This is a genomic window from Oricola nitratireducens (assembly GCF_014904745.1).
GTDB lineage: Bacteria > Pseudomonadota > Alphaproteobacteria > Rhizobiales > Rhizobiaceae > Oricola > Oricola nitratireducens.
Genome location: NZ_JACZCS010000023.1, coordinates 1 through 23,023, shown reverse-complemented (window position 1 = coordinate 23,023; position 23,023 = coordinate 1). Strand labels below are relative to the sequence as shown.

26 protein-coding genes and 1 pseudogene are annotated in these 23,023 nt (G+C 65.7%); 14 read left to right on the top strand and 13 right to left on the bottom strand.

Annotated elements, in window-relative coordinates:
• Nucleotides 1–27 precede the first annotated feature (27 nt).
• The 3 genes from IG169_RS11925 to IG169_RS11915 form a co-directional block, all read right to left on the bottom strand.
• Nucleotides 28–942, bottom strand: coding sequence for an extensin-like domain-containing protein (locus IG169_RS11925; protein ID WP_246717337.1), 915 nt, complete (start codon nucleotides 940–942; stop codon nucleotides 28–30).
• A 94-nt stretch (nucleotides 943–1,036) separates the two neighbouring features.
• Nucleotides 1,037–1,579 (bottom strand): PRC-barrel domain-containing protein, encoded by a 543-nt coding sequence (locus tag IG169_RS11920; protein ID WP_193176437.1) that lies wholly within the window; start codon nucleotides 1,577–1,579, stop codon nucleotides 1,037–1,039.
• 110 nt (nucleotides 1,580–1,689) lie between these two features.
• Nucleotides 1,690–2,547 (bottom strand): alpha/beta fold hydrolase, encoded by an 858-nt coding sequence (locus tag IG169_RS11915; RefSeq protein WP_193176436.1) that lies wholly within the window; start codon nucleotides 2,545–2,547, stop codon nucleotides 1,690–1,692.
• Between the two features lie 142 nt (nucleotides 2,548–2,689).
• On the opposite strand from IG169_RS11915, the gene IG169_RS11910 reads away from it, so the two are divergent.
• Nucleotides 2,690–3,118: a hypothetical protein gene (locus tag IG169_RS11910; protein ID WP_193176435.1), complete on the top strand. Its 429-nt coding sequence runs from the start codon at nucleotides 2,690–2,692 to the stop codon at nucleotides 3,116–3,118.
• Nucleotides 3,119–3,124: 6 nt separating this feature from the next.
• Here IG169_RS11910 and IG169_RS11905 read toward each other — a convergent pair whose 3' ends face one another.
• Complete coding sequence (locus IG169_RS11905; protein WP_193176434.1) at nucleotides 3,125–4,216, bottom strand: GGDEF domain-containing protein; 1,092 nt, start codon at nucleotides 4,214–4,216, stop codon at nucleotides 3,125–3,127.
• Between the two features lie 124 nt (nucleotides 4,217–4,340).
• Nucleotides 4,341–5,285 carry a hypothetical protein gene (locus IG169_RS11900; protein WP_193176433.1) on the bottom strand — a complete coding sequence of 315 codons (945 nt, stop codon included), beginning with the start codon at nucleotides 5,283–5,285 and terminating at the stop codon, nucleotides 4,341–4,343.
• A gap of 199 nt (nucleotides 5,286–5,484) precedes the next feature.
• On the opposite strand from IG169_RS11900, the gene IG169_RS11895 reads away from it, so the two are divergent.
• From IG169_RS11895 to IG169_RS24335, 3 genes and pseudogenes are all read left to right on the top strand, one after another.
• Nucleotides 5,485–6,375 (top strand): DMT family transporter, encoded by an 891-nt coding sequence (locus tag IG169_RS11895; RefSeq protein ID WP_193176432.1) that lies wholly within the window; start codon nucleotides 5,485–5,487, stop codon nucleotides 6,373–6,375.
• Nucleotides 6,376–6,496: 121 nt separating this feature from the next.
• Nucleotides 6,497–6,685: pseudogene (locus tag IG169_RS24340) on the top strand (zinc metallopeptidase); the annotation flags it as partial.
• A gap of 112 nt (nucleotides 6,686–6,797) precedes the next feature.
• A complete protein-coding gene (locus IG169_RS24335) occupies nucleotides 6,798–7,184 on the top strand; it encodes a zinc metallopeptidase (RefSeq protein WP_343225643.1) in 387 nt (128 codons plus the stop codon).
• A 6-nt stretch (nucleotides 7,185–7,190) separates the two neighbouring features.
• Here the strand turns inward: IG169_RS24335 and IG169_RS11885 are convergent, their stop codons facing one another.
• Entirely contained in the window at nucleotides 7,191–9,239 is a 2,049-nt protein-coding gene (locus IG169_RS11885; protein WP_193176431.1) for an NADH:flavin oxidoreductase, read from the bottom strand.
• Nucleotides 9,240–9,288: 49 nt separating this feature from the next.
• On the opposite strand from IG169_RS11885, the gene IG169_RS11880 reads away from it, so the two are divergent.
• From IG169_RS11880 to IG169_RS11870, 3 genes are all read left to right on the top strand, one after another.
• Nucleotides 9,289–9,897, top strand: a complete 609-nt coding sequence (locus IG169_RS11880; protein ID WP_246717336.1) for a SixA phosphatase family protein — start codon at nucleotides 9,289–9,291, stop codon at nucleotides 9,895–9,897.
• Between the two features lie 78 nt (nucleotides 9,898–9,975).
• The gene (uvrB, locus tag IG169_RS11875; protein ID WP_193176430.1) at nucleotides 9,976–12,930 is read left to right on the top strand and encodes an excinuclease ABC subunit UvrB; all 2,955 of its coding nucleotides are present in this window, start codon (nucleotides 9,976–9,978) and stop codon (nucleotides 12,928–12,930) included.
• 120 nt (nucleotides 12,931–13,050) lie between these two features.
• Complete coding sequence (locus IG169_RS11870) at nucleotides 13,051–13,209, top strand: hypothetical protein (protein WP_193176429.1); 159 nt, start codon at nucleotides 13,051–13,053, stop codon at nucleotides 13,207–13,209.
• A 202-nt stretch (nucleotides 13,210–13,411) separates the two neighbouring features.
• Here the strand turns inward: IG169_RS11870 and IG169_RS11865 are convergent, their stop codons facing one another.
• Nucleotides 13,412–15,322: a methyl-accepting chemotaxis protein gene (locus IG169_RS11865; RefSeq protein WP_193176428.1), complete on the bottom strand. Its 1,911-nt coding sequence runs from the start codon at nucleotides 15,320–15,322 to the stop codon at nucleotides 13,412–13,414.
• 220 nt (nucleotides 15,323–15,542) lie between these two features.
• On the opposite strand from IG169_RS11865, the gene IG169_RS11860 reads away from it, so the two are divergent.
• The 3 genes from IG169_RS11860 (at nucleotide 15,543) to IG169_RS11850 (ending at nucleotide 16,891) form a co-directional block, all read left to right on the top strand.
• A complete protein-coding gene (locus IG169_RS11860; RefSeq protein ID WP_193176427.1) occupies nucleotides 15,543–15,812 on the top strand; it encodes a hypothetical protein in 270 nt (89 codons plus the stop codon).
• Nucleotides 15,809–16,405 carry a DUF922 domain-containing protein gene (locus IG169_RS11855; protein ID WP_193176591.1) on the top strand — a complete coding sequence of 199 codons (597 nt, stop codon included), beginning with the start codon at nucleotides 15,809–15,811 and terminating at the stop codon, nucleotides 16,403–16,405. Before IG169_RS11860 ends, IG169_RS11855 begins: the two co-directional genes overlap by 4 nt.
• Before the next feature lie 117 nt (nucleotides 16,406–16,522).
• Nucleotides 16,523–16,891 (top strand): hypothetical protein, encoded by a 369-nt coding sequence (locus IG169_RS11850; protein ID WP_193176426.1) that lies wholly within the window; start codon nucleotides 16,523–16,525, stop codon nucleotides 16,889–16,891.
• A 133-nt stretch (nucleotides 16,892–17,024) separates the two neighbouring features.
• Here the strand turns inward: IG169_RS11850 and clpS are convergent, their stop codons facing one another.
• The 3 genes from clpS to IG169_RS11835 form a co-directional block, all read right to left on the bottom strand.
• A complete protein-coding gene (gene clpS / locus IG169_RS11845; RefSeq protein WP_193176425.1) occupies nucleotides 17,025–17,336 on the bottom strand; it encodes an ATP-dependent Clp protease adapter ClpS in 312 nt (103 codons plus the stop codon).
• Between the two features lie 74 nt (nucleotides 17,337–17,410).
• On the bottom strand, nucleotides 17,411–18,271 hold the full coding sequence (locus IG169_RS11840; protein WP_193176424.1) for a DUF3037 domain-containing protein: 861 nt from the start codon (nucleotides 18,269–18,271) through the stop codon (nucleotides 17,411–17,413).
• Nucleotides 18,268–19,092: a HipA family kinase gene (locus IG169_RS11835; protein ID WP_193176423.1), complete on the bottom strand. Its 825-nt coding sequence runs from the start codon at nucleotides 19,090–19,092 to the stop codon at nucleotides 18,268–18,270. The genes IG169_RS11840 and IG169_RS11835 overlap by 4 nt, the downstream gene beginning before the upstream one ends.
• Nucleotides 19,093–19,248: 156 nt before the next feature.
• Here IG169_RS11835 and IG169_RS11830 point away from each other — a divergent pair, with 156 nt between their 5' ends.
• Together IG169_RS11830 and IG169_RS11825 are read left to right on the top strand one after the other, a co-directional pair.
• Nucleotides 19,249–19,842, top strand: coding sequence for an HdeD family acid-resistance protein (locus IG169_RS11830; protein ID WP_246717335.1), 594 nt, complete (start codon nucleotides 19,249–19,251; stop codon nucleotides 19,840–19,842).
• Nucleotides 19,843–19,925: 83 nt separating this feature from the next.
• Nucleotides 19,926–20,540, top strand: a complete 615-nt coding sequence (locus IG169_RS11825; protein WP_193176422.1) for a hypothetical protein — start codon at nucleotides 19,926–19,928, stop codon at nucleotides 20,538–20,540.
• A 353-nt stretch (nucleotides 20,541–20,893) separates the two neighbouring features.
• Here the strand turns inward: IG169_RS11825 and IG169_RS11820 are convergent, their stop codons facing one another.
• The 3 genes from IG169_RS11820 to IG169_RS11810 all read right to left on the bottom strand — a co-directional run bounded on the left by IG169_RS11820 (nucleotide 20,894) and on the right by IG169_RS11810 (nucleotide 21,956).
• On the bottom strand, nucleotides 20,894–21,181 hold the full coding sequence (locus IG169_RS11820) for a GIY-YIG nuclease family protein (RefSeq protein WP_193176421.1): 288 nt from the start codon (nucleotides 21,179–21,181) through the stop codon (nucleotides 20,894–20,896).
• A 120-nt stretch (nucleotides 21,182–21,301) separates the two neighbouring features.
• Nucleotides 21,302–21,565, bottom strand: a complete 264-nt coding sequence (locus tag IG169_RS11815) for a YARHG domain-containing protein (RefSeq protein WP_193176420.1) — start codon at nucleotides 21,563–21,565, stop codon at nucleotides 21,302–21,304.
• A gap of 22 nt (nucleotides 21,566–21,587) precedes the next feature.
• Entirely contained in the window at nucleotides 21,588–21,956 is a 369-nt protein-coding gene (locus IG169_RS11810; RefSeq protein WP_193176419.1) for a protease inhibitor, read from the bottom strand.
• Between the two features lie 368 nt (nucleotides 21,957–22,324).
• Here IG169_RS11810 and IG169_RS11805 point away from each other — a divergent pair, with 368 nt between their 5' ends.
• Together IG169_RS11805 and IG169_RS11800 are read left to right on the top strand one after the other, a co-directional pair.
• On the top strand, nucleotides 22,325–22,540 hold the full coding sequence (locus tag IG169_RS11805; protein ID WP_193176418.1) for a cold-shock protein: 216 nt from the start codon (nucleotides 22,325–22,327) through the stop codon (nucleotides 22,538–22,540).
• 258 nt (nucleotides 22,541–22,798) lie between these two features.
• Nucleotides 22,799–23,023, top strand: a 225-nt coding sequence (locus IG169_RS11800; RefSeq protein ID WP_193176417.1) for a hypothetical protein, incomplete at its 3' end; no start/stop codon positions are given.

Genomic DNA, 23,023 nt, shown 5'->3' with positions numbered 1-23,023 from the left:
AGCTTTTCAGGGAGACGGCGTTGGCGGTCAGTGACACGCCGTCCGGCGCCGTTGCTTCAGGTCGATGTGGAAATGGTCCCTGTGATCGCGATTGTAGCCCGGGCCCAGCACGGTGCCGAAATGATCGCAGGCCTCGCCGCGCACCCGGCGCAGGAACGAGCGTTCGCGGAAGGCGAACAGGCCCGGCTTGTGCACGTCGATGACGCGACCGTTCTTCAGCTTGATCGCGCCGATATCCAGCGCATTGCCCTTCGAATGCTCCGACATGGTGCGCGACCCGGCGATGCGGCGGCACGAATAGGACGAGATCTGCCGGATCTCGGCGACGCCGGAGAAATAGCGCACCCGTGCCGCCGGGGCGAGATCGCTCTGCACCCAGCGCGCCGCCTCCTCGGCCATGGCGCAGTTCAGCTTCGCCGCCGGCTTGAGTGCGATCGTGCGGCCGAGCGAGGAGACCTCGACCGGGTAGTCGATGCCGCAGCTGGCGGAATCGTGGATCGCCGGAATGTCGCGGAACCGCACGCCGAGCCGCTTCAGCCGCTTGCGGCACTGCACCTCTTCCGCCGGCATGCCGCCGTCCCGGGACCCGAAGCGCGGCAGCGAGACCCGCGGAAAACCCAGCGTGACCGGGGGCGCCGCGGTCATTTGCGCGCTTGGCGACGGTGTCGGCGCAAGCGCCGGTGAAGGCGTTGGCGCAGGGGATGTCATGGGTGCCGGTGCGAGGACTGGCGATGACGCAGCCGACGCCATCTCGACGGGCGCCGCCGGCGCCGTCATCGCGCCCGGCGCGGGCGCGGCGGACACCATCTCGACATTCGTTACGGGGGTTGCAGAGCCGACATCGGCATTCGGAATCGGCGCAAGGTCGATCACCGTGCAGGACGCGACAAGGGTCGTGCAGACGAAAAGCGCGGCGATCGCCGCAAGCGGCTTGCGTGTCATTTTACATCCATCCGGTCTCGTCCCGGACGGGATGCTAGGCGATCAGGGTAAACGCGCCGTTGGAAAACACCGTTAACGCGCGGTTAACGCAGGCTCATTCGCCGGCCATGGCGAGATCGGTCGCCGGTTCCAGCCGGGCGACGGCGCGGGCGTCGAGCGCCACATGCACGCTCTCGCCGCCGAGTTCCGCGTAGGATGCCGGCACATAGACCGCCGTCGAAAGCGCCCCGCCGTCGCCGGCCGGCGCGATGACGATCTCGTCGACCGAGCCGTCCTCGTTGATGAAGGCATCGGTGACGTAGCCGAGGACGACGCCGTCGGAAGAGACCGCGGTCATCCCCATCCAGGCGTCGTTCAGCTCATGCTCCTGGTCACGCGAGAAGACGCCGTCCAGCGCGCCGCCGAACCGTTCCGGCACCGGCTCGGCATAGGCGAGCGCGATATCCGCCTCGCCCGCGGTGGCGTTCAGCTGCATGGCGCGCGGCTGTTGCGCGGCGAACAGCGCCAGACCGGCGAAGACCGTGGCGGCCATGATCGTCAGCACCAGGGCGTGGCGCAGGCCGCGCGCCTCTGCGGCGCGGTCGGCGTGAAAACCCGGGATGTCGTGGCTGTTGCGGATTGCGATTGTCTTGGTCATTTGCCGTGCCGGTGATCGTCCTGTCACCGCCTCCTTGACCGTGAACTTACGGCCGGAGGCGCGGGAAGGATGTGCATTCGGTCACAGGGCGGCGGACGTCTTCGCCCGGCTCAGCCGCCGGACGCGATCTCCGCCAGGATGTCGGCCAGCGGCCCCGGCTGGGAATCGAACGGCGAATGGCTTGCGGCAAGCGTGTGCACGGCGGTCGCGTTGCCCATCGCCTCGTCCATCATCGCGATCATCTTCCTCTGCCCGGCGGGCGTCACCGCCCGGTCCTGCGTGCAGTGGATATAGTGGCGCGGCACCCGGCCGAAACGCTCCCGCGTCACCGGGCTCGGCACGGTGGTCACCTGCGCTGGCTCGTCGCAATGCAGATGCGCCAGCGCGGTCTCGAACGCCTCGCCGTCGATGTCGCCGCAATAGGCCTGCCGGATGCGCTCGCGATACGCCGGATCGGCGCTGCGGAAATCGACCCGCATCGCCCCGATCGACGGCGGGTCGGCGGCAAACAGCGACGGCACCAGCGCATCCGCCATCGACGGGTCCCTGATCATCTCGACCGGCGGCATGCCGGGCGGCAGCAGGAAGGCCGAGACATAGACGGCGGCCCACAGCAGGTCCGGTACCGCCTCGGCGACATGCGACACCGTCGCGCCGCCGAGCGAGTGGCCGACCAGCACGACGCGGCCGTTTGCCCGCGACGCGGTCTCGCGCACCTCGTTGACGACCGCCTCGGTGCGTTCCGCCTGGGTCACGTCCGCGTTCGGCGACGGTTCGCTCGCAAAGGCCTGCGCGTCGAACGGGCGTTTCAGCCAGGATTGCGGCAGCTTCGCATTGACGCCGGCGCCCGGCAGGTCGAAGGCGCGCGTCACGAAGCCCTTTGCCTGCAGCCGCCGGGCGACCGCGTCCCAGGTGTTGTGATTGTGCCAGGCGCCATGAACGAAGACGAATCCCGGTTTGTCGGTCATTGCTGCTCCTCCCTGTGAAATGCCGTGCCGCCTTCCTGACACGACGGCGCCCGTATCGCCAAGCCGCCCGCGCCGTTTTCGCATGCTATTGTGTCGCGGTGCCGGACGCCCGCGCCCGTCGCCCCGAAACAGGAGGATTTCCGTGATCGCCAACCCGACCGCAAAACGGCTCAAGCTTTCCGCCGCCTTCGTCGTCCTTGCCGGCATCGTCATCGCCTTCGGCGCCTGGCCGGCGACCGCATGGCCGGTGACCCTCCTCGCCGACCTGACCTTCTGGCCGCCCGACGGCGCGCAGTCGCTCGCCGCGCCGGAGACGCGGCTGGCCTACGGCGTCTGCGGCGGCGTCATGGCCGGATGGGGCGTGATGATCTGGCTGGTCGCCGACCGGCTCTACGACAGGGACCCGCAAACCGCGCGCCTGCTCGTCCTCGCCGGTCTCGCAGTCTGGTTCGTCACCGACAGCGCCGCCTCGCTGGCCGCCGGCGCACCGCTCAACCTGATCGTCAATTTGGCGTTTCTGGCGATATTCCTGGTGCCGCTGATGCTTGGCGGCAAGGCGCGGCCGGCCTGACGAAAATCAGGCGGCGAGCGCCTTTTCGATTCGGTTGCGCCCAGCATTCTTGGCCCGGTAGAGCGCCGCGTCGGCCTCGTCGAAGGCGCCCTGGAAACTCAGCATGGGATCGGCATTGACGATATAGCCGATGCTGACCGTGACCTTCAGCCGGATGCCCTGAAGTTCGAAAACCCCGGTTTCGACGCCGCTGCGGATGCGGTCGGCGACACTGCCGGTGCCGGCGTCGTCGCAACCCGGCAGCACCAGGACGATTTCCTCGCCGCCATAGCGCGCGACCAGGTCGGCGCCGCGTGCATTGGCCGAAATGATGTCGCAGATCTGGCACAAAACACGGTCGCCATTGGCATGGCCGAAGGTGTCGTTGATGCTTTTGAAATTGTCGACATCGACGATCATGATGGCGTAGCGATTGCCCTTCTCCACCTCGGCCCGCGCCATTTCCGGTCCGTTGACATCGAAGGCGCGCCGGTTGGCGAGCCCGGTCAGCGGGTCGGTCGCCGTGTCCCTGACCAGCGCCTTTTCGCGCACGACCTGCTTGCGGAACTTGTTCAGCGTTTCGCCGGCGATGATCACGCCGAACAGGTTGATGGCGATGAACGGCGCCGCGATATTCTGGAAGATGTCCGTCGCCGCCGACCAGGGCAGCAGGAACACGCTGATCAGCGACAGCGACGCGGCGAGACCGAGCAGGCCCAGCCGGAGGAGCGACAATTCGCGCTGCTTGTGCAGGCTCGCCAGTCCGAGGCCGATCGTGGTCGAGATGCCGATCCCGACGAGCCCGGACACGAGGCCGATCCCGCCATCCATCAGCCGGAATCCGCTCGCCGCGGCCGCTGTCAGAAGCGCCGCAGGCACGCCGCCATAGGAGGCGGCCATCACGAGAAAGACATGGCGCAGGTCGAACACGACGCCCGGCGAGAAATTCAGCGGAAAGCCCATCGAGACGATGACACCGGCCACGAATGTGAGCGAGGCCGCGGTTCTCTCGCAGCGCTTCGAGGCGCATTGCGCGACGGCCATTTCATACAGCCGCATCGAAATGGCAACAATGCCGAGCCCCTGCAGAAAGGCCGAGAAAATAGCGAAGGTATTCATTACCCACCCCGGTTAATGTGCGAAAAACTATCGTCCGGGACGCTTGCGATCCGGTTAATGGCAAGATTTTGTAATCGGATTCTCGATTGCTTGCCGAAAACAGGCTTAACGAAAGGAAAACGGCTCAGAGGCCTTCGACGCCGATCGCGTAGCGCGTCGTCCACCTCTCTCCGGCGGCAAACCGGCGTCCGCCGGTGATCGCGCCCTCGCCGTTCCTGTCCGCGAAACGCGCGTCGAGCGGCTCGACGCCGAAACCGCGGAAGCGCCCGTTCCACGGCTTCGCCGTCCGCCCGCCGGTCGAGATCCAGAACAGGCAGGTCGGATAGTCGCCGGCATCCCAGTCGAGCCGGACCGCGTGGCCGGATTGCGGATAGACGACGCGCAACGCCCCACCAACGCCGAAAAGCTGGAACGCCTCCTCGGTTGTCTTGTTCAGCAATGCGCCGAACGGGATCGTCCCTCCATCAGTCAGCGGCAGCGATTGCGTGGTTTCGAAGCGGCGCCCCGGCCTGAGCCGCGAGACGCCCGGCTCGAACACGACCGGAAAGGTCTCGCCATGCGAAAACGCCCCCTCGACGCGCACCGCCTCGCCCGGCCCGCCGGGCGCCAGGATCGGATGCAGCCCGACCGGCAAGACGCAGTCCCGCCGCGCCGTCACCTCCAGCGAGAACGCCACACGTGCCTCGCCCGGCACGCCGCGCACCGTCCGGCGCAGCCCCGCGATCGGCCGGTCGTCCGGATAGTCGATCGCAAGCGCCACGCCGTCATCGCTCTGCTCGAAGGTCCAGCAATTGTCCGTGCCGAACCCGTGCACGATCCTGTCGGCCTCGCTCTTGCCGAACGGCACGCAGGGCCACTCCCCGCCGAGAAACCGCAAATGCGCCGGGATCGTCCCATCCCCCGTCGTCGCGACATCATCCTGCCACGGCGCCTCCGCCAAGGGAGCGACCGCCGATCCGTCAGGGAGCCAGAATTCCAGATGGTGGATCGCGCCCGACAAGGCCCAGACCTCGGCGGAGCCGTGCGACCAGGAAAGGGGGTGTTTGGGGCCGGGGAATATGGGCGGCATGAAAAGTATCTCCTGAGTCACCAGTTCCCGGAGCGATAATTCGAGCGCTCACCGCCAAAAGTTACCGCGCCAGCATTTGCGATCAAATTCTTGAAATAGCAGTTCAATGCAAGTCGATTGACCCGGCCCCCGCCGCCTGCCAAGACACGCGCCACAGGCGCCGGGGTCCCGGCCCACACAGATTCCGGGATCGTCCTCCATGCTCATGCGCGCCGCGCCCATTGTTTTCGTGTTGCTGTGGTCGACGGGCTTCATCGGCTCGAAGCTCGGCGCATCGGACGCCGAGCCGTTCACCTTTCTGGCGTTGCGTTTTCTGATCGTCCTGGCGCTACTGGCCCCGGTCATGCTCGTCACCGGGCGCCGCGCGCGCGGCGGGCGCGAGCGCGGCCACGCGATGGTCGTCGGCATGCTCATTCACGGGCTCTATCTCGGCGGCGTCTTCTGGGCCATCCGCCACGGCATGCCGGCGGGCGTCGCGGCGCTGATCGTGTCGCTGCAGCCGATCCTGACATCCGTGCTGTCGGCCCCGCTGCTCGGCGAGAAACTGGCGGCGCGGCACTGGCTCGGTCTGGCCCTCGGCCTCGCCGGCGCGGTGCTCATCCTCGCGCCGGGGCTGGAACACGTGCTGCAATCGGGTAGCGGGATCACCGTCCCGACCATCATCGCCACGGTGATCGCGCTCGCCGGCATCACCGCCGGCACGATCTACCAGAAGCGGTTCGCCACCGGCACCGACCTCCTCGCCGGCACCGTTTGGCAATATACCGGGGCGCTCCTGCTCGTCGGCGCCTTCTCGCTAGCGTTCGAGACCCGCGTCATCGACTGGACGCCGAAATTCATTGTCGCGCTCGCCTGGCTGGTCCTCGTGCTGTCGATCGGCGCGATCTCGCTGCTGATGCTGCTGATCCGCCAGAACGCGGTCGCCAGCGTCTCCGGGCTGTTCTATCTCGTCCCGGCGGTTACCTCTGTCATCGCCTGGTTCATGTTCGGCGAGACCCTCGGCCCCGTCCAGGTCGCCGGCCTCGTCCTGGCGACTCTCGCCGTGCTGATGATCTCCGGCGTCCGGCTGCCGCGGCGGGCGCGCTGGTAGCGCCGGACACCCATCCCGGCCGAGCGAGACGGTTGCGATTCAACCGGATTGCAACCTATGCGGGATTCGTGCAATACTGCGCGCATGGTGCCTGCGCCTGTCCTGTCTTCGGAGACCCGACATGCACATCCTCGGCCTTGTCCTGATCGCGCTGCTGCTCGCGGCCATCTTCGGCCCGCAATTCTGGGTGCAACACGTCATGCACCGTCACGGCGCGGAGCGGCCGGACTTTCCGGGCACGGGCGGCGAACTCGCCGAGCACCTGATCGCCGAACACGGCCTCGACGGCGTGCGGGTCGAAACCACCGGTGAGGGCGATCACTACGATCCGCAAACGCGCACGGTCCGCCTGAGCCCGGAAACCCGCGACGGGCGCAAGCCTGACCGCCGTCGCGGTCGCCGCGCACGAGGTCGGTCACGCCTTGCAGCACGCACGCGACGAGAAGGGCCTGAAACTGCGCCAGTCGCTGGTCTCGGTCGCGGCGGCGACCGACACCGTCGCCTCGGTCTTCTTCCTCGCCGCCCCCGTCCTGACCGTCATCGCCCGCTCGCCGCTGGCGCTGCTCGCCATGGCCGGCGTCGGGATCGCGCTTCTGGCGGTCCGTATCCTCGTCCACCTCGTCACCCTGCCCGTCGAGTTCGACGCCAGTTTCGGCAAGGCGCTGCCGATCCTGCGCGAGGGAAACTACCTGTCGGAGCGCGACCTCTCGGGCGCCCACGGCGTCCTGCGCGCCGCCGCCCTCACCTATGTCGCCGGCGCCCTTGCCAGCCTGCTCGACCTCGCCCGCTGGATCAGGGTGTTGCGCTAACCGGCCTCAAAGCGTCCTGACCAGCCGCAGCGCATCGTAGATCGCGGCGTGGATATTCCTGGCCGCCACCGCGTCGCCGATGCGATAGAGCGCGTAGGCGCCGTCCGGATTGCCTCTCATCGCCTGCGGCCGGCCGGCGATCAGCGCCTCGTAATCGACCGCGCCGAGATTGCATGATCCCGGCTTCAGCTCGAAATAGAGATCGTCCAGCGGCCGCGTGGCGGCGTTGACGACCACCTGGTCGACGCGGCGTTCGCGCGCCGCGCCGCCATAGTCGCTGCCGACCCGCGCCACCAGCGCATTGCCGTCCGGCGTCACCGCATCGAGCTTCCAGGTCACCGTGAACGTGACGTCGTACTTCTGCAGCGCGCGCATGGCAGGCGTCAGCGACATGCCCATGACTTCCGACGCGAAGACGCGGTCGCGCGTCATGATCTCCACCTTCGCCCCCGTCGCGGCGATCTTTTCCGCCGCCTGCAGCGCCGCGTAATCGCCCGCATCGTCGTAAACCAGCACGGTCTCCCCCGGCCGAGCGTCGCCGGACAGGATGTCCCAGGCCGAAACCACCAGTTCGTTGCCGGCCTCCAGCACGTCGGTATGCGGCAGCCCGCCGGTCGCGACGATCACCGTGTCGGGCCTGTCCGCCAGCACCGCCTCCGCATCGGCGAAGCTGTTGAAGCGGAAGCTGACGCCCAGCCGCTCGCATTCCGCGCCGCGCCAGTCGATGACCTGCATCATCTCGGCGCGCCGCGGCGTCTGCGCCGACAGCCGCACCTGCCCGCCGGGATCGTTCGCCGCCTCGTGCACGATCACCTGGTGACCGCGTTCGGCGGCGACGCGCGCCGCCTCCATCCCCGCCGGTCCGGCTCCGATCACCACGACGCGCTTTTTGCGCCCGGCCGGCGCGATGCCGTGCGGCTGCTCCAGTTCGCGGCCCGTCGACGGATTGTGCACGCAGCGCGCCCCGCCGCCCTGGTAGATGCGGTCGAGGCAGTAATTCGCGCCGACGCAGGGCCTGATACGATCCTCGCGGCCGGACAGGATCTTCGCCACGATATGCGGGTCGGCGATATGCGCCCGCGTCATGCCCACCATGTCGAGCTTGCCCTCGGCGATGGCATGCCGCGCCGTCGCCACGTCCTGTATCTTCGCCGCATGGAATGTCGGGAACCGCGTCGCGGCCCGTATCTCGCCGGCGAAATCCAGATGCGGCGCGCTGCGCATGCCCTGCACCGGGATCACGTCGGTCAGCGCCGCGTCCGTATCGATATGGCCGCGGATCACGTTCAGGAAGTCGATCGTGCCGCTGACCTTCAGCCGTTGCGCGATCTCCAGTCCCTCCGCCTTCGTCAACCCGCCGGCCATGTCCTCGTCGGCGACCAGCCGGATGCCGACAATGAAATCCGGCCCGACCCGCTCGCGGATCGCCGCAAGCACGTCGAGGGAGAGCCGCATCCGGTTGTCGAGGCTGCCGCCATGTGGCCCGTCCAGCGTGTTGGTGGCCGGCGACCAGAACTGGTCGAGCAGATGGCCGTAGGCTTCCAGCTCGATCCCGTCGAGCCCGGCCGCCTTCATCCGCTCCGCCGCGTCGGCATAGTCACGCACGATCCGCTCGATGTCCCAGTCCTCGGCCTTTTTCGGAAAGGCCCGGTGCGCCGGCTCGCGGTCATGCGTCGACGAGACGATCGGCAGCCAGTCGCCCTGGTCCCACCGAGTCCGCCGGCCGAGATGGGTCAGCTGGATCATCACCGCCGCGCCATGCTCGTGGCATTCTTCGGCGAGCATGCGCATCCAGCCGACCACCTCGTCCTTCCAGGCGAGAATGTTGTTGAAGGCCGGCGCCGAGTCGCGCGCCACCGAGGCCGAGCCGGCGGTCATGGTCAGCGCGACCCCGCCCTTCGCCCGCTCCACGTGATAGGCGCGGTAGGCGTCCTTCGGCATGCCGTCCTCGGCATAGGCCGGCTCGTGCGCCGTGATCATCAGGCGGTTCTTCAGCGTCAGGTGCTTGAGCCGGTAGGGCTGCAGCAGCGGATCGTTCGGGACAGGGGACGGCATGTAAAACTCGTGCGGCTGGTTCCGCGCGAAACTCTTCCAGAAAGCGCGCATGGCGTCCATCGCGAAGGCGACGGTCATGCGTCGAAGCGCGGCAGAGTTTCCCCTTCCCCTCGCACGCGCCCGCTCCCATACTGGCGACATGAAGACCCTCTGTCTCCTCCGCCACGCCAAGTCGTCCTGGGACGATCCCGCCCTCGACGATTTCGACCGGCCGCTCACGAAACGCGGGCGCAAGGCCGCGGCGCTGATCGGCGCGCTCATGGCGGAACGCGGCTGGCTGCCCGATCTCGCCCTCGTCTCGCCGGCGCGACGCGCCCGCGACACCTGGGAGCGCGTCTCCTCCGCTTTCGCCGCGCCGGTCGAAACCCGCTTCGAACCGGCGATCTACATGGCCGCGCCGGAGGATATCCTGGCGCTTCTGCGCGCATTGCCGGACGCGCCGCGCTCGGTCATCCTGGTCGGCCACAATCCCGGTCTCGAGCAATGCGCGGCGCTGCTCGCCGGCCCGGGCTCCGATCAGCGGGCGCTCGCCCGCATGACCGAAAAATTCCCAACCGCCGCGCTGGCCCGCTTCGATGTGACAACTTTGGCGGCCGACGATGCGGCGCTGACCGATTTCGTCCGGCCGAGGGATCTCGCAAGCGAACCGCCCTCCTGACACCGCGCTGTCAGCATCTCTGCGCGATGTTCCCGGTTTCCCCTTCCCTTCTCGCCCGCCATTTCCCATATTGGCCGCATGGCCAAATCCCCTCCCAAGAAAACCGGCAAACCCTCCGGGTTTGAGGAAGCTCCGCAAGCCGACTTCGAAGGCGCGCCGCTGTCCGGCAGCGTGGAGGACTGGGTGCGCCAGCTCGAGTCCGAGGCCGAGCGCGACGCCCGAGCGCAGGAGACGCGCGAGATCCGCTCCAAGGCCGGCAAGCACCGCAGGAAAGCGGAAAAGAAGGCCCAGGGGCCCGCCAGCGAGGGCGTTAGCCCGAAGCTTAAGGGTGGGACAAAAAAAGCGGATAAAACCTACACGGTCGGCGACAAGCGCACCGGCGGCGGCGTCTCCATCGGCGGCACCAACGATCCGCGCCAGCGTGCCGCGGCGGGGCTGATGCCGGTCGCCGGGCTGGACGTTTCGCTGGAAGAGGCCGGGCAGCTCGCCTCCACCGCCGGCGTCACCGCCACGGTGGAAGCGCTCAAGGCGCTGATCGACTCGGGCAATCCGCTGTTCAAGGACGGCGAGTTGTGGGTGCCGCACCGCCCGGCCCGGCCGGAAAAATCCGAGGGCGGCATCACCATCCGCATGCAGTCGGACTACGAGCCCGCCGGCGACCAGCCGACCGCGATCCGCGACCTCGTCTCCGGCCTCGCCGACGACGACCGCACCCAGACGCTGCTCGGCGTCACCGGCTCGGGCAAGACCTTCACCATGGCCAAGGTGATCGAGGAGACGCAGCGCCCGGCGCTGATCCTCGCCCCCAACAAGACGCTCGCCGCCCAGCTCTATGGCGAGTTCAAGTCCTTCTTCCCGGACAACGCGGTCGAATATTTCGTCTCCTATTACGATTATTATCAGCCCGAGGCATATGTGCCTCGGACGGATACCTACATAGAGAAGGAGTCCTCGATCAACGAGCAGATCGACCGCATGCGCCACTCGGCGACGCGCTCGCTCTTGGAGCGCGACGACGTCATCATCGTCGCCTCGGTCTCCTGCATCTACGGTATCGGCTCGGTCGAGACCTACACCGCCATGACCTTCCAGATGTCGGTCGGCGACCGCATCGACCAGCGCCAGTTGCTCGCCGACCTCGTCGCCCAGCAATACAAGCGCCGCGAGATGGATTTCCAGCGCGGCTCGTTCCGGGTGCGCGGCGACACGATCGAGCTGTTCCCCGCCCACCTCGACGACCGCGCCTGGCGCATCTCGCTGTTCGGCGACGAGATCGACGCCATCGACGAGTTCGACCCGCTGACCGGCCAGAAGACCGACCAGCTCAAATCCGTCAAGATCTACGCCAACTCGCATTATGTGACGCCGCGCCCGACGTTGAATCAGGCTGTGAAGTCCATCAAGGAGGAACTCAAGCTCCGCCTCGAAGAGCTTGAAAAGGCTGGACGTTTGCTGGAAGCGCAGCGGCTGGAGCAGCGCACCCGCTACGACATCGAGATGCTTGAGGCCACCGGCTCCTGCCAGGGCATCGAGAACTATTCGCGCTACCTGACCGGCCGCAATCCCGGCGAGCCGCCGCCGACCCTGTTCGAATATGTCCCCGACAACGCCATCGTCTTCATCGACGAGAGCCACGTCACCATCCCGCAGATCGGCGGCATGTATCGCGGCGACTTCCGCCGCAAGGCGACGCTGGCCGAATACGGTTTCCGCCTGCCCTCCTGCATGGACAACCGGCCGCTGCGCTTCGAGGAATGGGACGCCATGCGGCCGCAGACCGTCGCCGTCTCGGCGACGCCCGGCAACTGGGAACTGGAACAGTCGGGCGGCGTCTTCGCCGAGCAGGTCATCCGCCCGACCGGCCTGATCGACCCGCCGGTCGAGATCCGCCCGGCCAAGACCCAGGTCGACGACGTGCTCGACGAGATCCACCAGGTCTCCAAGGCCGGCTACCGCACGCTGGTCACCGTTCTGACCAAGCGCATGGCCGAGGACCTGACCGAATATCTGCACGAGCAGGGCGTGCGGGTGCGCTACATGCACAGTGACATCGACACGCTGGAGCGCATCGAGATCATCCGCGACCTGCGCCTCGGCGCCTTCGACGTGCTGGTCGGCATCAACCTCTTGCGCGAGGGCCTCGACATTCCCGAATGCGCCTTCGTCGCCATCCTCGACGCCGACAAGGAAGGGTTCCTCCGCTCCGAGACCTCGCTGATCCAGACCATCGGCCGCGCCGCGCGCAACGTCGACGGCAAGGTCGTGCTCTATGCCGACCACGTCACCGGCTCGATGGAGCGCGCCATCGGCGAGACCACCCGCCGCCGCGAGAAGCAGCTCGCCTACAACGCCGAACACGGCATCACGCCGCAATCGGTCAAGGCCAACATCGCCGACATCCTCGACTCGGTCTACGAGCGCGACCATGTCCGCGCCGACATCGCCGGCGCCAAGGGGCTGGCGGCCGACGAGGGCGCGCTGATCGGCGCCAATCTGGAGGCCCATCTCAAGGCGCTGGAAATCCAGATGCGCGACGCCGCCGCCGATCTCGACTTCGAGACCGCCGCGCGCCTGCGCGACGAGATCAAGCGCCTGCGCGAGACCGAACTGGCCGTGATGGACGACGCGCTCGCCCGCGACACCGGCGTCGAGAACACCAAGGCGTCGCGCAAGGCGAAGGCCACGGGGAAACCCGTCAAATCCGGCTTCAAGAAGCCGAGCCTCGACGACATGGGCCCCGGCACCGACATGGCAAAACCTCTCGGCAAACCGCTGTTCCGCAAGAACACGCTCGACGAGATGACGGTCGGCCGGACCGAGAAACCGCTGGGCACCGGCAAGCTCCCCAGGAAGCCCGGCTCCGTCCCCGCTCCCGCCAGCGACGAGCCGGAGGCGAGGAGCTTAAGGGCGGGAGAAGACAACGCCGCCAACCCTGTCAAGCGCCACAAGATCGGCGTCGGCTCCTACGAGGACCCGGCCGACCAGCGCGCCGCCGCCCGCCGCCCGAAGAAGTCGGGAAGGCCGGGGCAGTAGGGCCCCGCCGGCGAGCGACACGCAGCTAGATGGCGGAACAGAAAATCCGCCCCGCCACCCCACAGGACAAAAACCATCTCCGACATCGGCGGCATCTTCTCACCCCTCGACCTCCTTGTGATGGCGCTGATCGCCGGGTCGCCGGGCCTGGTCCTCGGCGGCATCGCCGGCGCATGGCGCTGGCGCACCCGCCGCGTTTTCGGCGCGCTCGTCGGCGCGGCGGCCGGCTTCGCGCTCTGCCTCGGCGCGGTGCTGATCTGGCTCATGGTGGTGAAGTGATACCGCGACGGCAAACGAAAACCGGCGGACGCATCGCGCCCGCCGGTCCGGTTCAGTTAATCGCCAGAGGCCCGTCAGCGACGGTGAGGAGCGTTCGGCATAGCCGACCAATCGACAACGATTTGTCGATTGGAATGACGAACGCCCGAAGCGAACGCGAAGGGCCGGAACGCGAGGAGCTTAAGGACGGGAAAGAGACCCCTTAAAACTCTTCCCAGTCGTCCTGCTTGACCGCGGCGTTGCCGCCGAAGGTCTTCATCTGCGGAACGGCGCGCGAAGCCGCGCGGCTCGGCCCGGCCGCACGCGCCGGCGCGGCTGTCGGGGCGGAATGCGTCTTGCCGCCCTTGGTCTTGAACTGCGCCACCGTGCGGCCGAGCGTCTCGGTCTCGTCGGAGAGCGACACGCTCGCCGCCGTCGCCTCTTCCACCATGGCCGCGTTCTGCTGCGTGACCTTGTCCATCTCGTCGGCGGCGATCGAGACCTCCTTCAGGCTGGCTGCCTGCTCGCCGGCCGCAGCTGCGATCTGGCCGATCACGCTCGCCATGGTTTCCACCGCGGCGACGATCTCGTTCAGCGACTGGCCGGACGAAGTGACCAGTTCCACGCCGTCCTCGACCTGGCCCTGCGACTTGTTGATCAGGCTCTTGATGTCCTTGGCCGCGTTGGCCGAGCGCTGCGCCAGCTCTCGCACTTCCTGCGCCACGACCGCGAAGCCCTTGCCGGCGTCGCCGGCGCGCGCCGCTTCCACGCCCGCGTTGAGCGCCAGCAGGTTGGTCTGGAACGCGATCTCGTCGATCAGGCCGATGATGTCGCTGATCTGCTCCGACGACGACTTGATCTCGTTCATCGCGCCGACGGCCCGGGCTACGATCTCGCCGCCCTGCTGGGCCTTGGCGCGGGCGTCGGCCGCCGCGTCGCGCGCGTTGCCCGCGCCCTTCGCCGTCTCGTTGACGCCGCTGGACACCTCGGTGATCGCCGCCACCGTCTCTTCCAGGCTCGCCGCCTGCTGCTCGGTGCGCCTGGCGAGATCGGCCGACGCCGTGGAGATTTCCTGCAGGCCCGAGCGGATCGAGTCGACCGACGTCACCACCGAGCCGATCGCATCCTCGAGCTTGCCCACGCTGTCGTTGAACATGGCGCGGATCGGCTCGAACTCGCCGGCCACGGGATCGGCCATGCGCACGGTCAGGTCGCCGACCGACAGCCGCTCGAAGCCGACCTGCACGGTCGCGACGAAGGCCCGCAGGTCTTCCGCCTTGGCGTTGTCGAGCGCCGACTGCCGTTCCTTCGCCTTTTCCCGGTCGATGCGCGAGGCTTCCGCCTCCGTCGCCAGCCGGTCACGCTCGATCGCGGCGTCCTTGAACACCTGCACGGCCTCCGCCATGGCGCCGATCTCGTCCTTGCGGCCGAGCGCCGGCACGTCGACCGACGTGTCGCCTTCCGAGAGACGGCGCATTGCGCCCGTCATCGCGTCGATCGGCCGCGAGATCGAGCGCGCGATGAACACCGCCGCCGCGATCAGCCCCACCAGGAACGCCGCCGAATAGCCGATCAGCTGCAGGCTCGACGCCCAGCTGATGGCGCGCAGGTCGTCCATGAACACGCCGGTGCCGATCACCCAGTCCCAGCCGGGCACCAGCGTCGCGTAGGAGATCTTGTCGACGGGCGGCGTGTCGGGCTTGCGCGCCCACTGATAGGCGACGAAGCCGCCGCCGGCCTTGGCCACCTCGGTCATCGCGCGGGTGAAATAGACGCCGTTCGCGTCCTTCAGCCCGTCCATCTTGGTGCCGATCAGCTTGGCGTTCGGGTGCTGCAGCGACGTGCCGTCGATGCCGTTGACGAAGACATAGTCGCCATTGCCGTAGCGCATCGCGCCGATATCGGCGAGCGCGGCCTTCCTGGCCTCCTCGTCGCTGATGGTGCCGGCCTCGGCCTCCTTCATCCAGCGCGTGGCGATGCCGGCCGCGGATTCGACCTGCGTCTTGACCAGGCTCTTGCGCTCCTGGAGCAGCAGGCTGTTCTGCGACACGATGGCCAGCGTGATCAGCGCCGCGCAGACGGCAAGGCTGACCGCCACGAGTGAAATCAGTTTCCTGGAAATGGTAAATCTCATTGATGTCCCCGATGGTCCCCAGCCCGCGACGCGGGCGATACCGACACCAAAGTGGGAAATGGTTAAAGAATCCGATTCCGCGCTGCACAAAATCTCGCAGTATCGACGCGTCCGCGTGACGCTTTCTCGCGCCCGCGGGCACTCCGCCCCGCGACGGGCCGCTTCCGCCCGTCGCGCAAACCCGCTAGTCTCGCGCCGGACAGCGGCAGGGAGGCCGGACATGCGGGGACTTTACGCCTTTCTGGCCGCCATCGCCGGCCTCGTTGCCGGCTATGTCGCGGGCTTCGCCATCCTCTATCCGTTCTTCACGCAAGTCATGGGCTATCACGACATGGACGGCGGCATCGCCATGGGCGTCGCCTTCGGCTTCGCGCCCCTCGTCGCCGTCGTCTGCGCCATCGCCGCCGCCGTCGTGGTGTTCCGCAAGGCCGGGGGCCCCCGCCAGCGACGAGCCGCAGGCGAGGAGCTTGAGGGTGGGGCGGAAAACTGACCCGCTACGTTCACACCGCGACCGCCGCCGCCCTCCTCCTCCTCGCCGCCCTCCCCGCGCGCGCCGACATCCGCGCCGGCCATGTCGAGAAAACCTACGCGATCGCCGGCGCCACCGGCCGGGCGCTTTACGAGTCGATTGGCGAACGCGGCCCGCGCCTGCGCGGCGGCGCGGCGAGCGCCGTCGCCAAGACCGAATTCGACCTCAAATGGCACCGCGACTACAGGCGGGACGGCAACGCCTGCATCCTCGCCGCCGCGAAGCCCTTCCTGACGATCACCACCACGCTGCCGAAACCCGCGCAAAAGCTGCCGCCGGACACCGCCGCGCGCTGGCGGGTCTTCATCGCCGGCATCCGCGCCCACGAGGCCGTGCATGGCGGCTATGTCGCGGAGATGGCGCAGGAGATTTACGACGCCACCGTCGGCTTCCGGCAGGAAAACGATCCCGGCTGCAAGGCGATCCGCCAGGCCGTCGTCGCCCCGATCAAGGACGCCTTCGACCGCTACAAGGCCAGAAACGCCGCCTTCGAGAAATCCGAAATGGCCAATGGCGGCCCGGTGCAGCGGCTGATCCTGGAGTTGATCCGCTAGGGGCCCGCCAGCGACGAGCTTCGCGAGGAGCTTAAGGGCGGGACAAACAGCGCCTCCCCCCGATTCCGCCCCGCCCGCCTTCCGTGCTATACTTCCCTTGGGGAATGGGATGGTTCGATGACGGGAGGAACCCGCATGGCCAACCCGAAGAAGAACCCGTGCCACGGCCTCGTGGTCGAGCGCCGCGAGGCCGGCCGCGTCACCTACACGCTGGAATGCCACGGCGACTGCGACACCGGCGACTGCAAGATCCGCTCCGAGACCGACCATCACGGCACGAAGACCGAATGGTGCGGCTGCGACGACGGCGTGCGCGGCTGCAACATCTATATCGAGACCGACGCGCGCGGCCGCCAGCACATCGACTGCTTCACGCTCGGCTGCGACGAGGGCTACGAGTGCAAGCTGGTCGAGCACGGCCGCGTCGAACATGACGGCGTCACGATCATCCACTGGGCCTGCGCCTGCGTGAAGATAGAGAAGTAGCCGGCGTCCGCCTCCCCTCAGGCGGGAGGCGGGGGCGCGCCTATCTCCCCCCTTGCGGCGGGGTGAGGAGCGGTCGGCGAAGCCAGCCAATCGACAAATCGTTGTCGATTGATCGCCTGTCGGCGACCGCTCCTCACTCCTCAGGCTCCGTCGTGAACATCAGCGGGAAGCCTAATTTCTTGCCGTAGTCGCTGGCCCGCGTCGCCTTGGTCTCGGCGACGTCGCGCGGATAGACGGCGATGACGCAGACGCCGCGCCGGTGTGCGGTGATCATCACCTTGTAGGCGCGCTCCTCGCCCATGCCGAACTCGGCCTTGAGCACCATGACGACGAAGTCGCGCGGCGTGTAGTCGTCATTGATCAGGATGACCTTGTGCAGCCGCGGCCGTTCCAGCTTCGGCCTGGTCTTAGTCGTGGTTTTCGGTTTGACGGGCGCATCGACCATGCCGGCCTCGATACACGCAAAAATGGGCTGGATTTTGGAAAGGGCGGGGATGGGAGCTTAGGAAGGGGAGCCTCTTATTGAACCTGACCCGACCGCACATGCTCTCGATATTCATCTTCGATCTCACTGACCAATTTGTCGGTGTCTTTTTCCTCAAAGATTTCGGGATTAAAGGGGGAACCCTTTAAAATATCAATCGCGCTCTCATATGCATCGCGTAAGGATTTTTCACGAGGTGCTCCCACAAGGAAGTGCACTTTAACGGTGTCACTAGCACCGTCAGCTACTGCGGCCAAATGGCCTCTCCAGCGGCGAACTTTGTCTTTTATCCCGTCTGCATCGACAAGGTCTAAAGATATGGGCTCGTAGGCATGCCATTGACCATTTTTCCAAGCATTACTGAACTTGATAGCATCAGAATTGCCGACAACAATTTTTGGCTGAAAATCAACATGAACGTCCCGTTCGGCTAACAGTTTTCTGACGGGCCGCCAAATATCCTCATCAGTGCGCCGATGAGCCCCCTTCACATCGTATCGAGCTACAAACCGCTCAAATACCTGCTCGAAAGTTTTCTCGACATCGCTCGTTATCCCAGCAGCCGGAGCCCCCCATTGAAGAGCGCTGTCATCTACTGGGACCACTCGTCGGACATAGCTAAGAAGAAGCTGTTTATCTGCGAATAGCCCCTCCGATAAAAGTTGATTTTGAGCCTTCTTCATCCCCCGTTCAACACCGCGCATAGTGTCCACAAATGCTTGCCGATCGAGATCGGGAAAAATGGATTTCAAGCGCCCTATGGTCTTTCGCGTCCTCACAAGGATTTTGTGCTCCGAAGGGATATAGAGCACGAGTCCAACGTTTACGAATTCGCCGGAAACCACGTCGTGAACGTACCTTAACACTATGTAGTCGTAGGGTGTTTTTCCGCTCATTGTAGAATCCTCCGCATCTCATCGATGCATCCATCAATTCGATCACGCGCTTCTTTTATCAAATCAATGCCAGCCTGTATTGTCGCTCGCGCATCGTTCCATTCACCCGGCAAGGCATCAAGATACTCCTCTAACCTTGCGTCAGAGATATTCTGCCATCGCTCGCTTATAGGTTCATAGTTTATAGGGAGTCCTCTTAGCGGTTCCCTAAAAATATGAAAACCCGGAGTTTCGAAGCTCCGCATCCCGCCCGGTTCCCAAGGTGGACGCCACCCGAGCACAAGCCCATGCGTAAATGCCAACTCGTGATCGATGATACGAACATCGCCGCCTCGGACCAAGCAATTCGGATTTTCAGAACGACGATCAGGATTCTGAATGATCCCATCGAAAAGCAGAATCCCGGCCGCTGTCTCAACCAGTTCGGCAGTCAGCGAGGTAGTCGGTGTCCAAATCGAAAACTGGTTTGGTACGCGTAAGGAACCAAACGCCAAATACTCACTCCTCCCTGCGACATTTCTAAAACGTCCTTCGGGTAGCACATCCAGAAATACCGGATCCAGTTCGACCAAATATGGCCGAGGCACAGGTAGTTCAAGATCAGCCGCGAGGTAGGCGGATAATAACTCCCGAGCAAGGTTCCGAACACCTTCATCGCAACCAGCCGACAGCTTGCAAAAAAGCTCAATTCTTTCGTCGTCCTCATCCTCACAGACAAGGATCGCGGGACCAGTTCTTCCGCTTGTTGCCTCTTTTACGAACTCTACCGCCCTGACTCGCTCAACCAAAAATATTTTCCATAATAAATAATAGAAGCACACATGAATACACGTCTTGATTGAAATATTCTAGTCAAACCAACATTTTGGCGCCTAGAAAGTACGTCAGCTGTAGCGCCCCGAAGCGCCCCCCCCCCACACTTTACCCCTCCCTCGCCCGCGCCTATCATCCGCCCGTCCCCACGATGGAGTCGCCCCATGAGCGAGATCATAACCGTCGACCAGGCCGCGCGGATCCTGCGCGCGGCGATGCGCGACGCGATCAGGCGGCATTCTTTCTGGTATCTCGCCCAAGGCGTGCTGATGATGCTGGCCGGGGTCGTCGCGCTGCTGTTTCCGGTCTTCTCCTCCGTCGCCGTCATTCTGGCGCTCGGCTGGCTCCTGATCTTTTCCGGCATCCTGCAGGCGATCAGCCTGATCGGCGCGTCCAACGTGCCGCATTTCTGGCTTCAGCTGATCTCGGTCGCGCTGTCGGTGATCGTCGGCTTCCTGTTCCTGACCAGCCCCGGCGAGGGGCTGGTGGCGCTGACGCTCCTGCTGATCGTCTTCTTCATCGTCGGCGGCATGGCGAAGATCGTCTTCGCGCTGACCATCCGCCCCTTCCCCAACTGGGGCTGGATTCTCGGCAGCGGCATTGTCGGCCTTCTTCTCGGCGTCATCCTGTTCGCGCAGATGCCGGTATCGGCCGCCTGGCTGCTCGGCCTGCTGGTCGGCATCCAGCTCGTCACCGAGGGCGCCGCGCTCGCCTGGATGGCCTGGCAGATCCGCCACGCGGTCCACGACGCGGCCTGAAGATCCCGCCGGACCCGTCCGCCGATCCCCGTCATCCCCGCGCCCGGCTTGAACATCGCCGCCGCCCCGCCTACCTCAGATGCATGGACACCCTGCCGCCGCAATTCGTCGAGATCGTCGACGCCGTCCGCGACCTCTATGTCAGCCAGTTCGCCGAGACCGTCGCCGGATTTTCCGAGGAGACGCATGTGGTCGAGCCGGTGCTGCTCGACGCCGAGGGCGATATCGCCGTCGAGGGCCCGCTGCGCCTGCCCTACCGCGCCGACTACGCCTCGCTGGAAACCGGCAGTCTGGAATCCTTCACCGCGCCGAGGGAGCTCAGCTTCGAGCCCTTCTCCTTTACGCTGGGCGGCACGCGGATCGTCGTCGCGCCCTTCGCATGGGATTACGCCACGCTGCGCGTTTCCGGCGACTGGGACGCGCTGGCCACGCGCCTCTTCGCCGACTGGCACCGCCGCGCCTTCGGCGACGACGAGGCGGAGGACAATATCCGCCTGCAAAACGTCATCCACGTCGCCTCGACGCCGGAGGTCACAGATGCCGGCTACGTCTTCGAGGCCGATCTGGGCACCGCCCCGGCCTCCACCATGAGCGACCTGCTCCTGGCCCTCCTGGCGAATTCGCCGGAGCGCATCGAGATCGGAACCGGTGAGCAGAGTCCGGCACAGGGGCCCGCCAGCGAGCGGAGCGAAGCTTAAGGGCGGGACAGAAATCCGGCCCGCCAGCAGTGAGGAGCGGTCCGCGTAGCGGATGAAAAGCCAACGATTTGGCTTTTCAAGAGACGAACGCGCGGAACCATAGTGGAGCGCCGAAAGCGAAGCTTGAGGGCGGGACAGAAAAGTCTCCCCCTTGCGGGGGAGAAAGCCTTTTCCTGCGCTTAAGAGAGCGAAAGCCCCTGCAAGTGCTTAGAAAAGGCAAGAGAGGGGCTCGCGATGGCGCATGTTCCGATGTTGACGACTGGCTGCTAAATCAAAGCAAGATCATCATCCTCGGGCATCCAACCCTCCTCCGTCATCCTCGGGCTTGACCTGAGGATCCACGGCCAGGGCACTCAGTTGTTGAGGACGAGATAGAGATCATTCCAGTGCGGGTTCATCGCCTCGATCAGGTCGATCTTCCATTGCCGGTACCAGCGCTTGAGCGATTTCTCGCGCTGGATCGCGTCGCTGATGTGGTCATGCTGTTCGTACCAAACCAGCCGTGTGCAGCCATAGCGCGACGCGAAGCCGGGCGTCAGGCCCTCGCGGTGTTCCCAGATGCGTCCCTCGAGGTCGCTGGTCACGCCGATATAGAGCGTGCCTTTCTTGTGGTTTGTGACGATATAGACATAGCCCGCCATGACCATCGAGGTTCCTTGCCGTGGATCCTCGGGTCAAGCCCGAGGATGACGGAGGATGGGTTAGCTTCTACTTCCTCTCCTACAAGGAGAGGAAAGTGTCCTGGCCGGTACCACCGCCCCTCAGTTCACCTTGCAGCCGCGCCGCTTTTCCTCGGCGCGGATGGCGTTGACGCGCGCCTGCTCGTTGCGCGTCAGCTGCGGGTTCTTCGTCCAGCAGTCGTAGTCGGCGAAGGTGCGCTGGCCGAGATCGGTCGAGAAACAATAGCCGTTCTCGGCATAAATCAGGTTGCGCGCGTACCAGAGGTCCCAGCAGCTCTGCGCCGCGGCGGGCGTGGCGAAACCCGTCGCCACGGCAAGCATGATGGCGATCGTCAGTCTGGACATGGCGTTCTCCCCTCTGATGTCCTCAGCACGGCCCCGGATGGACCACTCGCGCGCCGGCGCCGCCGGCGACGCAGTCATTCGGATAGGTCGCGGCCTGCCCCGCTGCGACGGCGCAGACCGGCATGTAGATCTTCGGGCAGATGCGGTCCGGCTTCGCCGACTGGCATGCGCCCGGCGAATAGGCGCGGAAGCCGGCGGCCTCCGCCGTGCAGGCATTCGGATAGCTACGCGAGCCGTTCGGCGTGCGCGCGCAGACCGGCTGATAGACCTGCGGGCAGAATTGCTGCGGCTGCGGCGGTTCCTGCATCCGTTCGCTGGTGCAGGCCGAAAGCGCCAGCGCCAGTGCTGCGATCGCGGCCGCCGCCGCCAGTCTCCGTTCCGGTTCGCCCATCGCGGTCTCCTTTTTTCGGCCGCGATGCTAAGCTGCTTCGCCCGTCATGTCATCGGGTGAGCCGCGGCGTTTTGACCGCCATTGCTTAAAATTTGAACATCGCGTCACGAAACTTTTGCTTTACTTCCGCCCCGGAATGAAGCAACGCTTTGGTCGTTCGGGCAATTTGCGAACAAACGGAAGTCGGAAATACCGCGCACCGGCACGCTAATCATAAGCCGGGCGTCTGTCGTAAGGCAGGCGCGAGAACTGGTTCCTTTCCCTGCATTCGAGAACTGCCTGCCCTGTCCGTTCGCATAGTGCGTGCGGGTTAAACGCGTGGCGGAATGGGGGCAGCCGCGCATAGAAACGGAAAAGGATCCGGATACATGTCGCAGACTGGTATAGTAAAATTCTTCAACACCGAAAAAGGCTTCGGCTTCATCAAGCCGGACGATGGCGGCGCGGACATCTTCGTCCACATCTCCGCCCTGCAGGCTTCCGGCCTCGCCTCACTGATGGAAAACCAGAAGGTTTCCTACGAGACCGAGCCGGACCGCCGCGGCAAGGGCCCGAAGGCCGTCAACCTCCAGGTTGAAGACTGACGCAGCGCCGAGCGGCGCAAAACCGCCGTCTTTTACTGCAAGAATTCGAGGCGTGGACCGGGAACCCGGTCCGCGCCTTTCGCGTTTTGGCGAGCAAGGCGAAACGAAACGCCGCCAGACACCGTGCGAGACAAGGCGCAAGACAGTGTGATCCGCCGTTCAGCCTGCGTTCAGCTTGGCGCTGCTAGTTTCGGATCACGCGTTCGGGCCGCCTCCATGGCCCGCCGGATGAACGGCAAGACGCGAACGGAGTACACGATGATGAAACAGATTTTCTCCAGATCCGCGGTCAGAACCCTGGTCACCGCCTGCGCAGTTTCGGCCACGACGCTGTCGCCGATCGTCACCGCGCCCGCCGCCGCCGACGGCTGGGGCCGCCCGGAATCGACCCGCCAGTTCCACCGCTACAGCGATGACTGCACCTATCGCGGCGACCGGCCGGGTTGCAATCTCGGCAACGACCGCAAGTTGCGCGGCTACTAC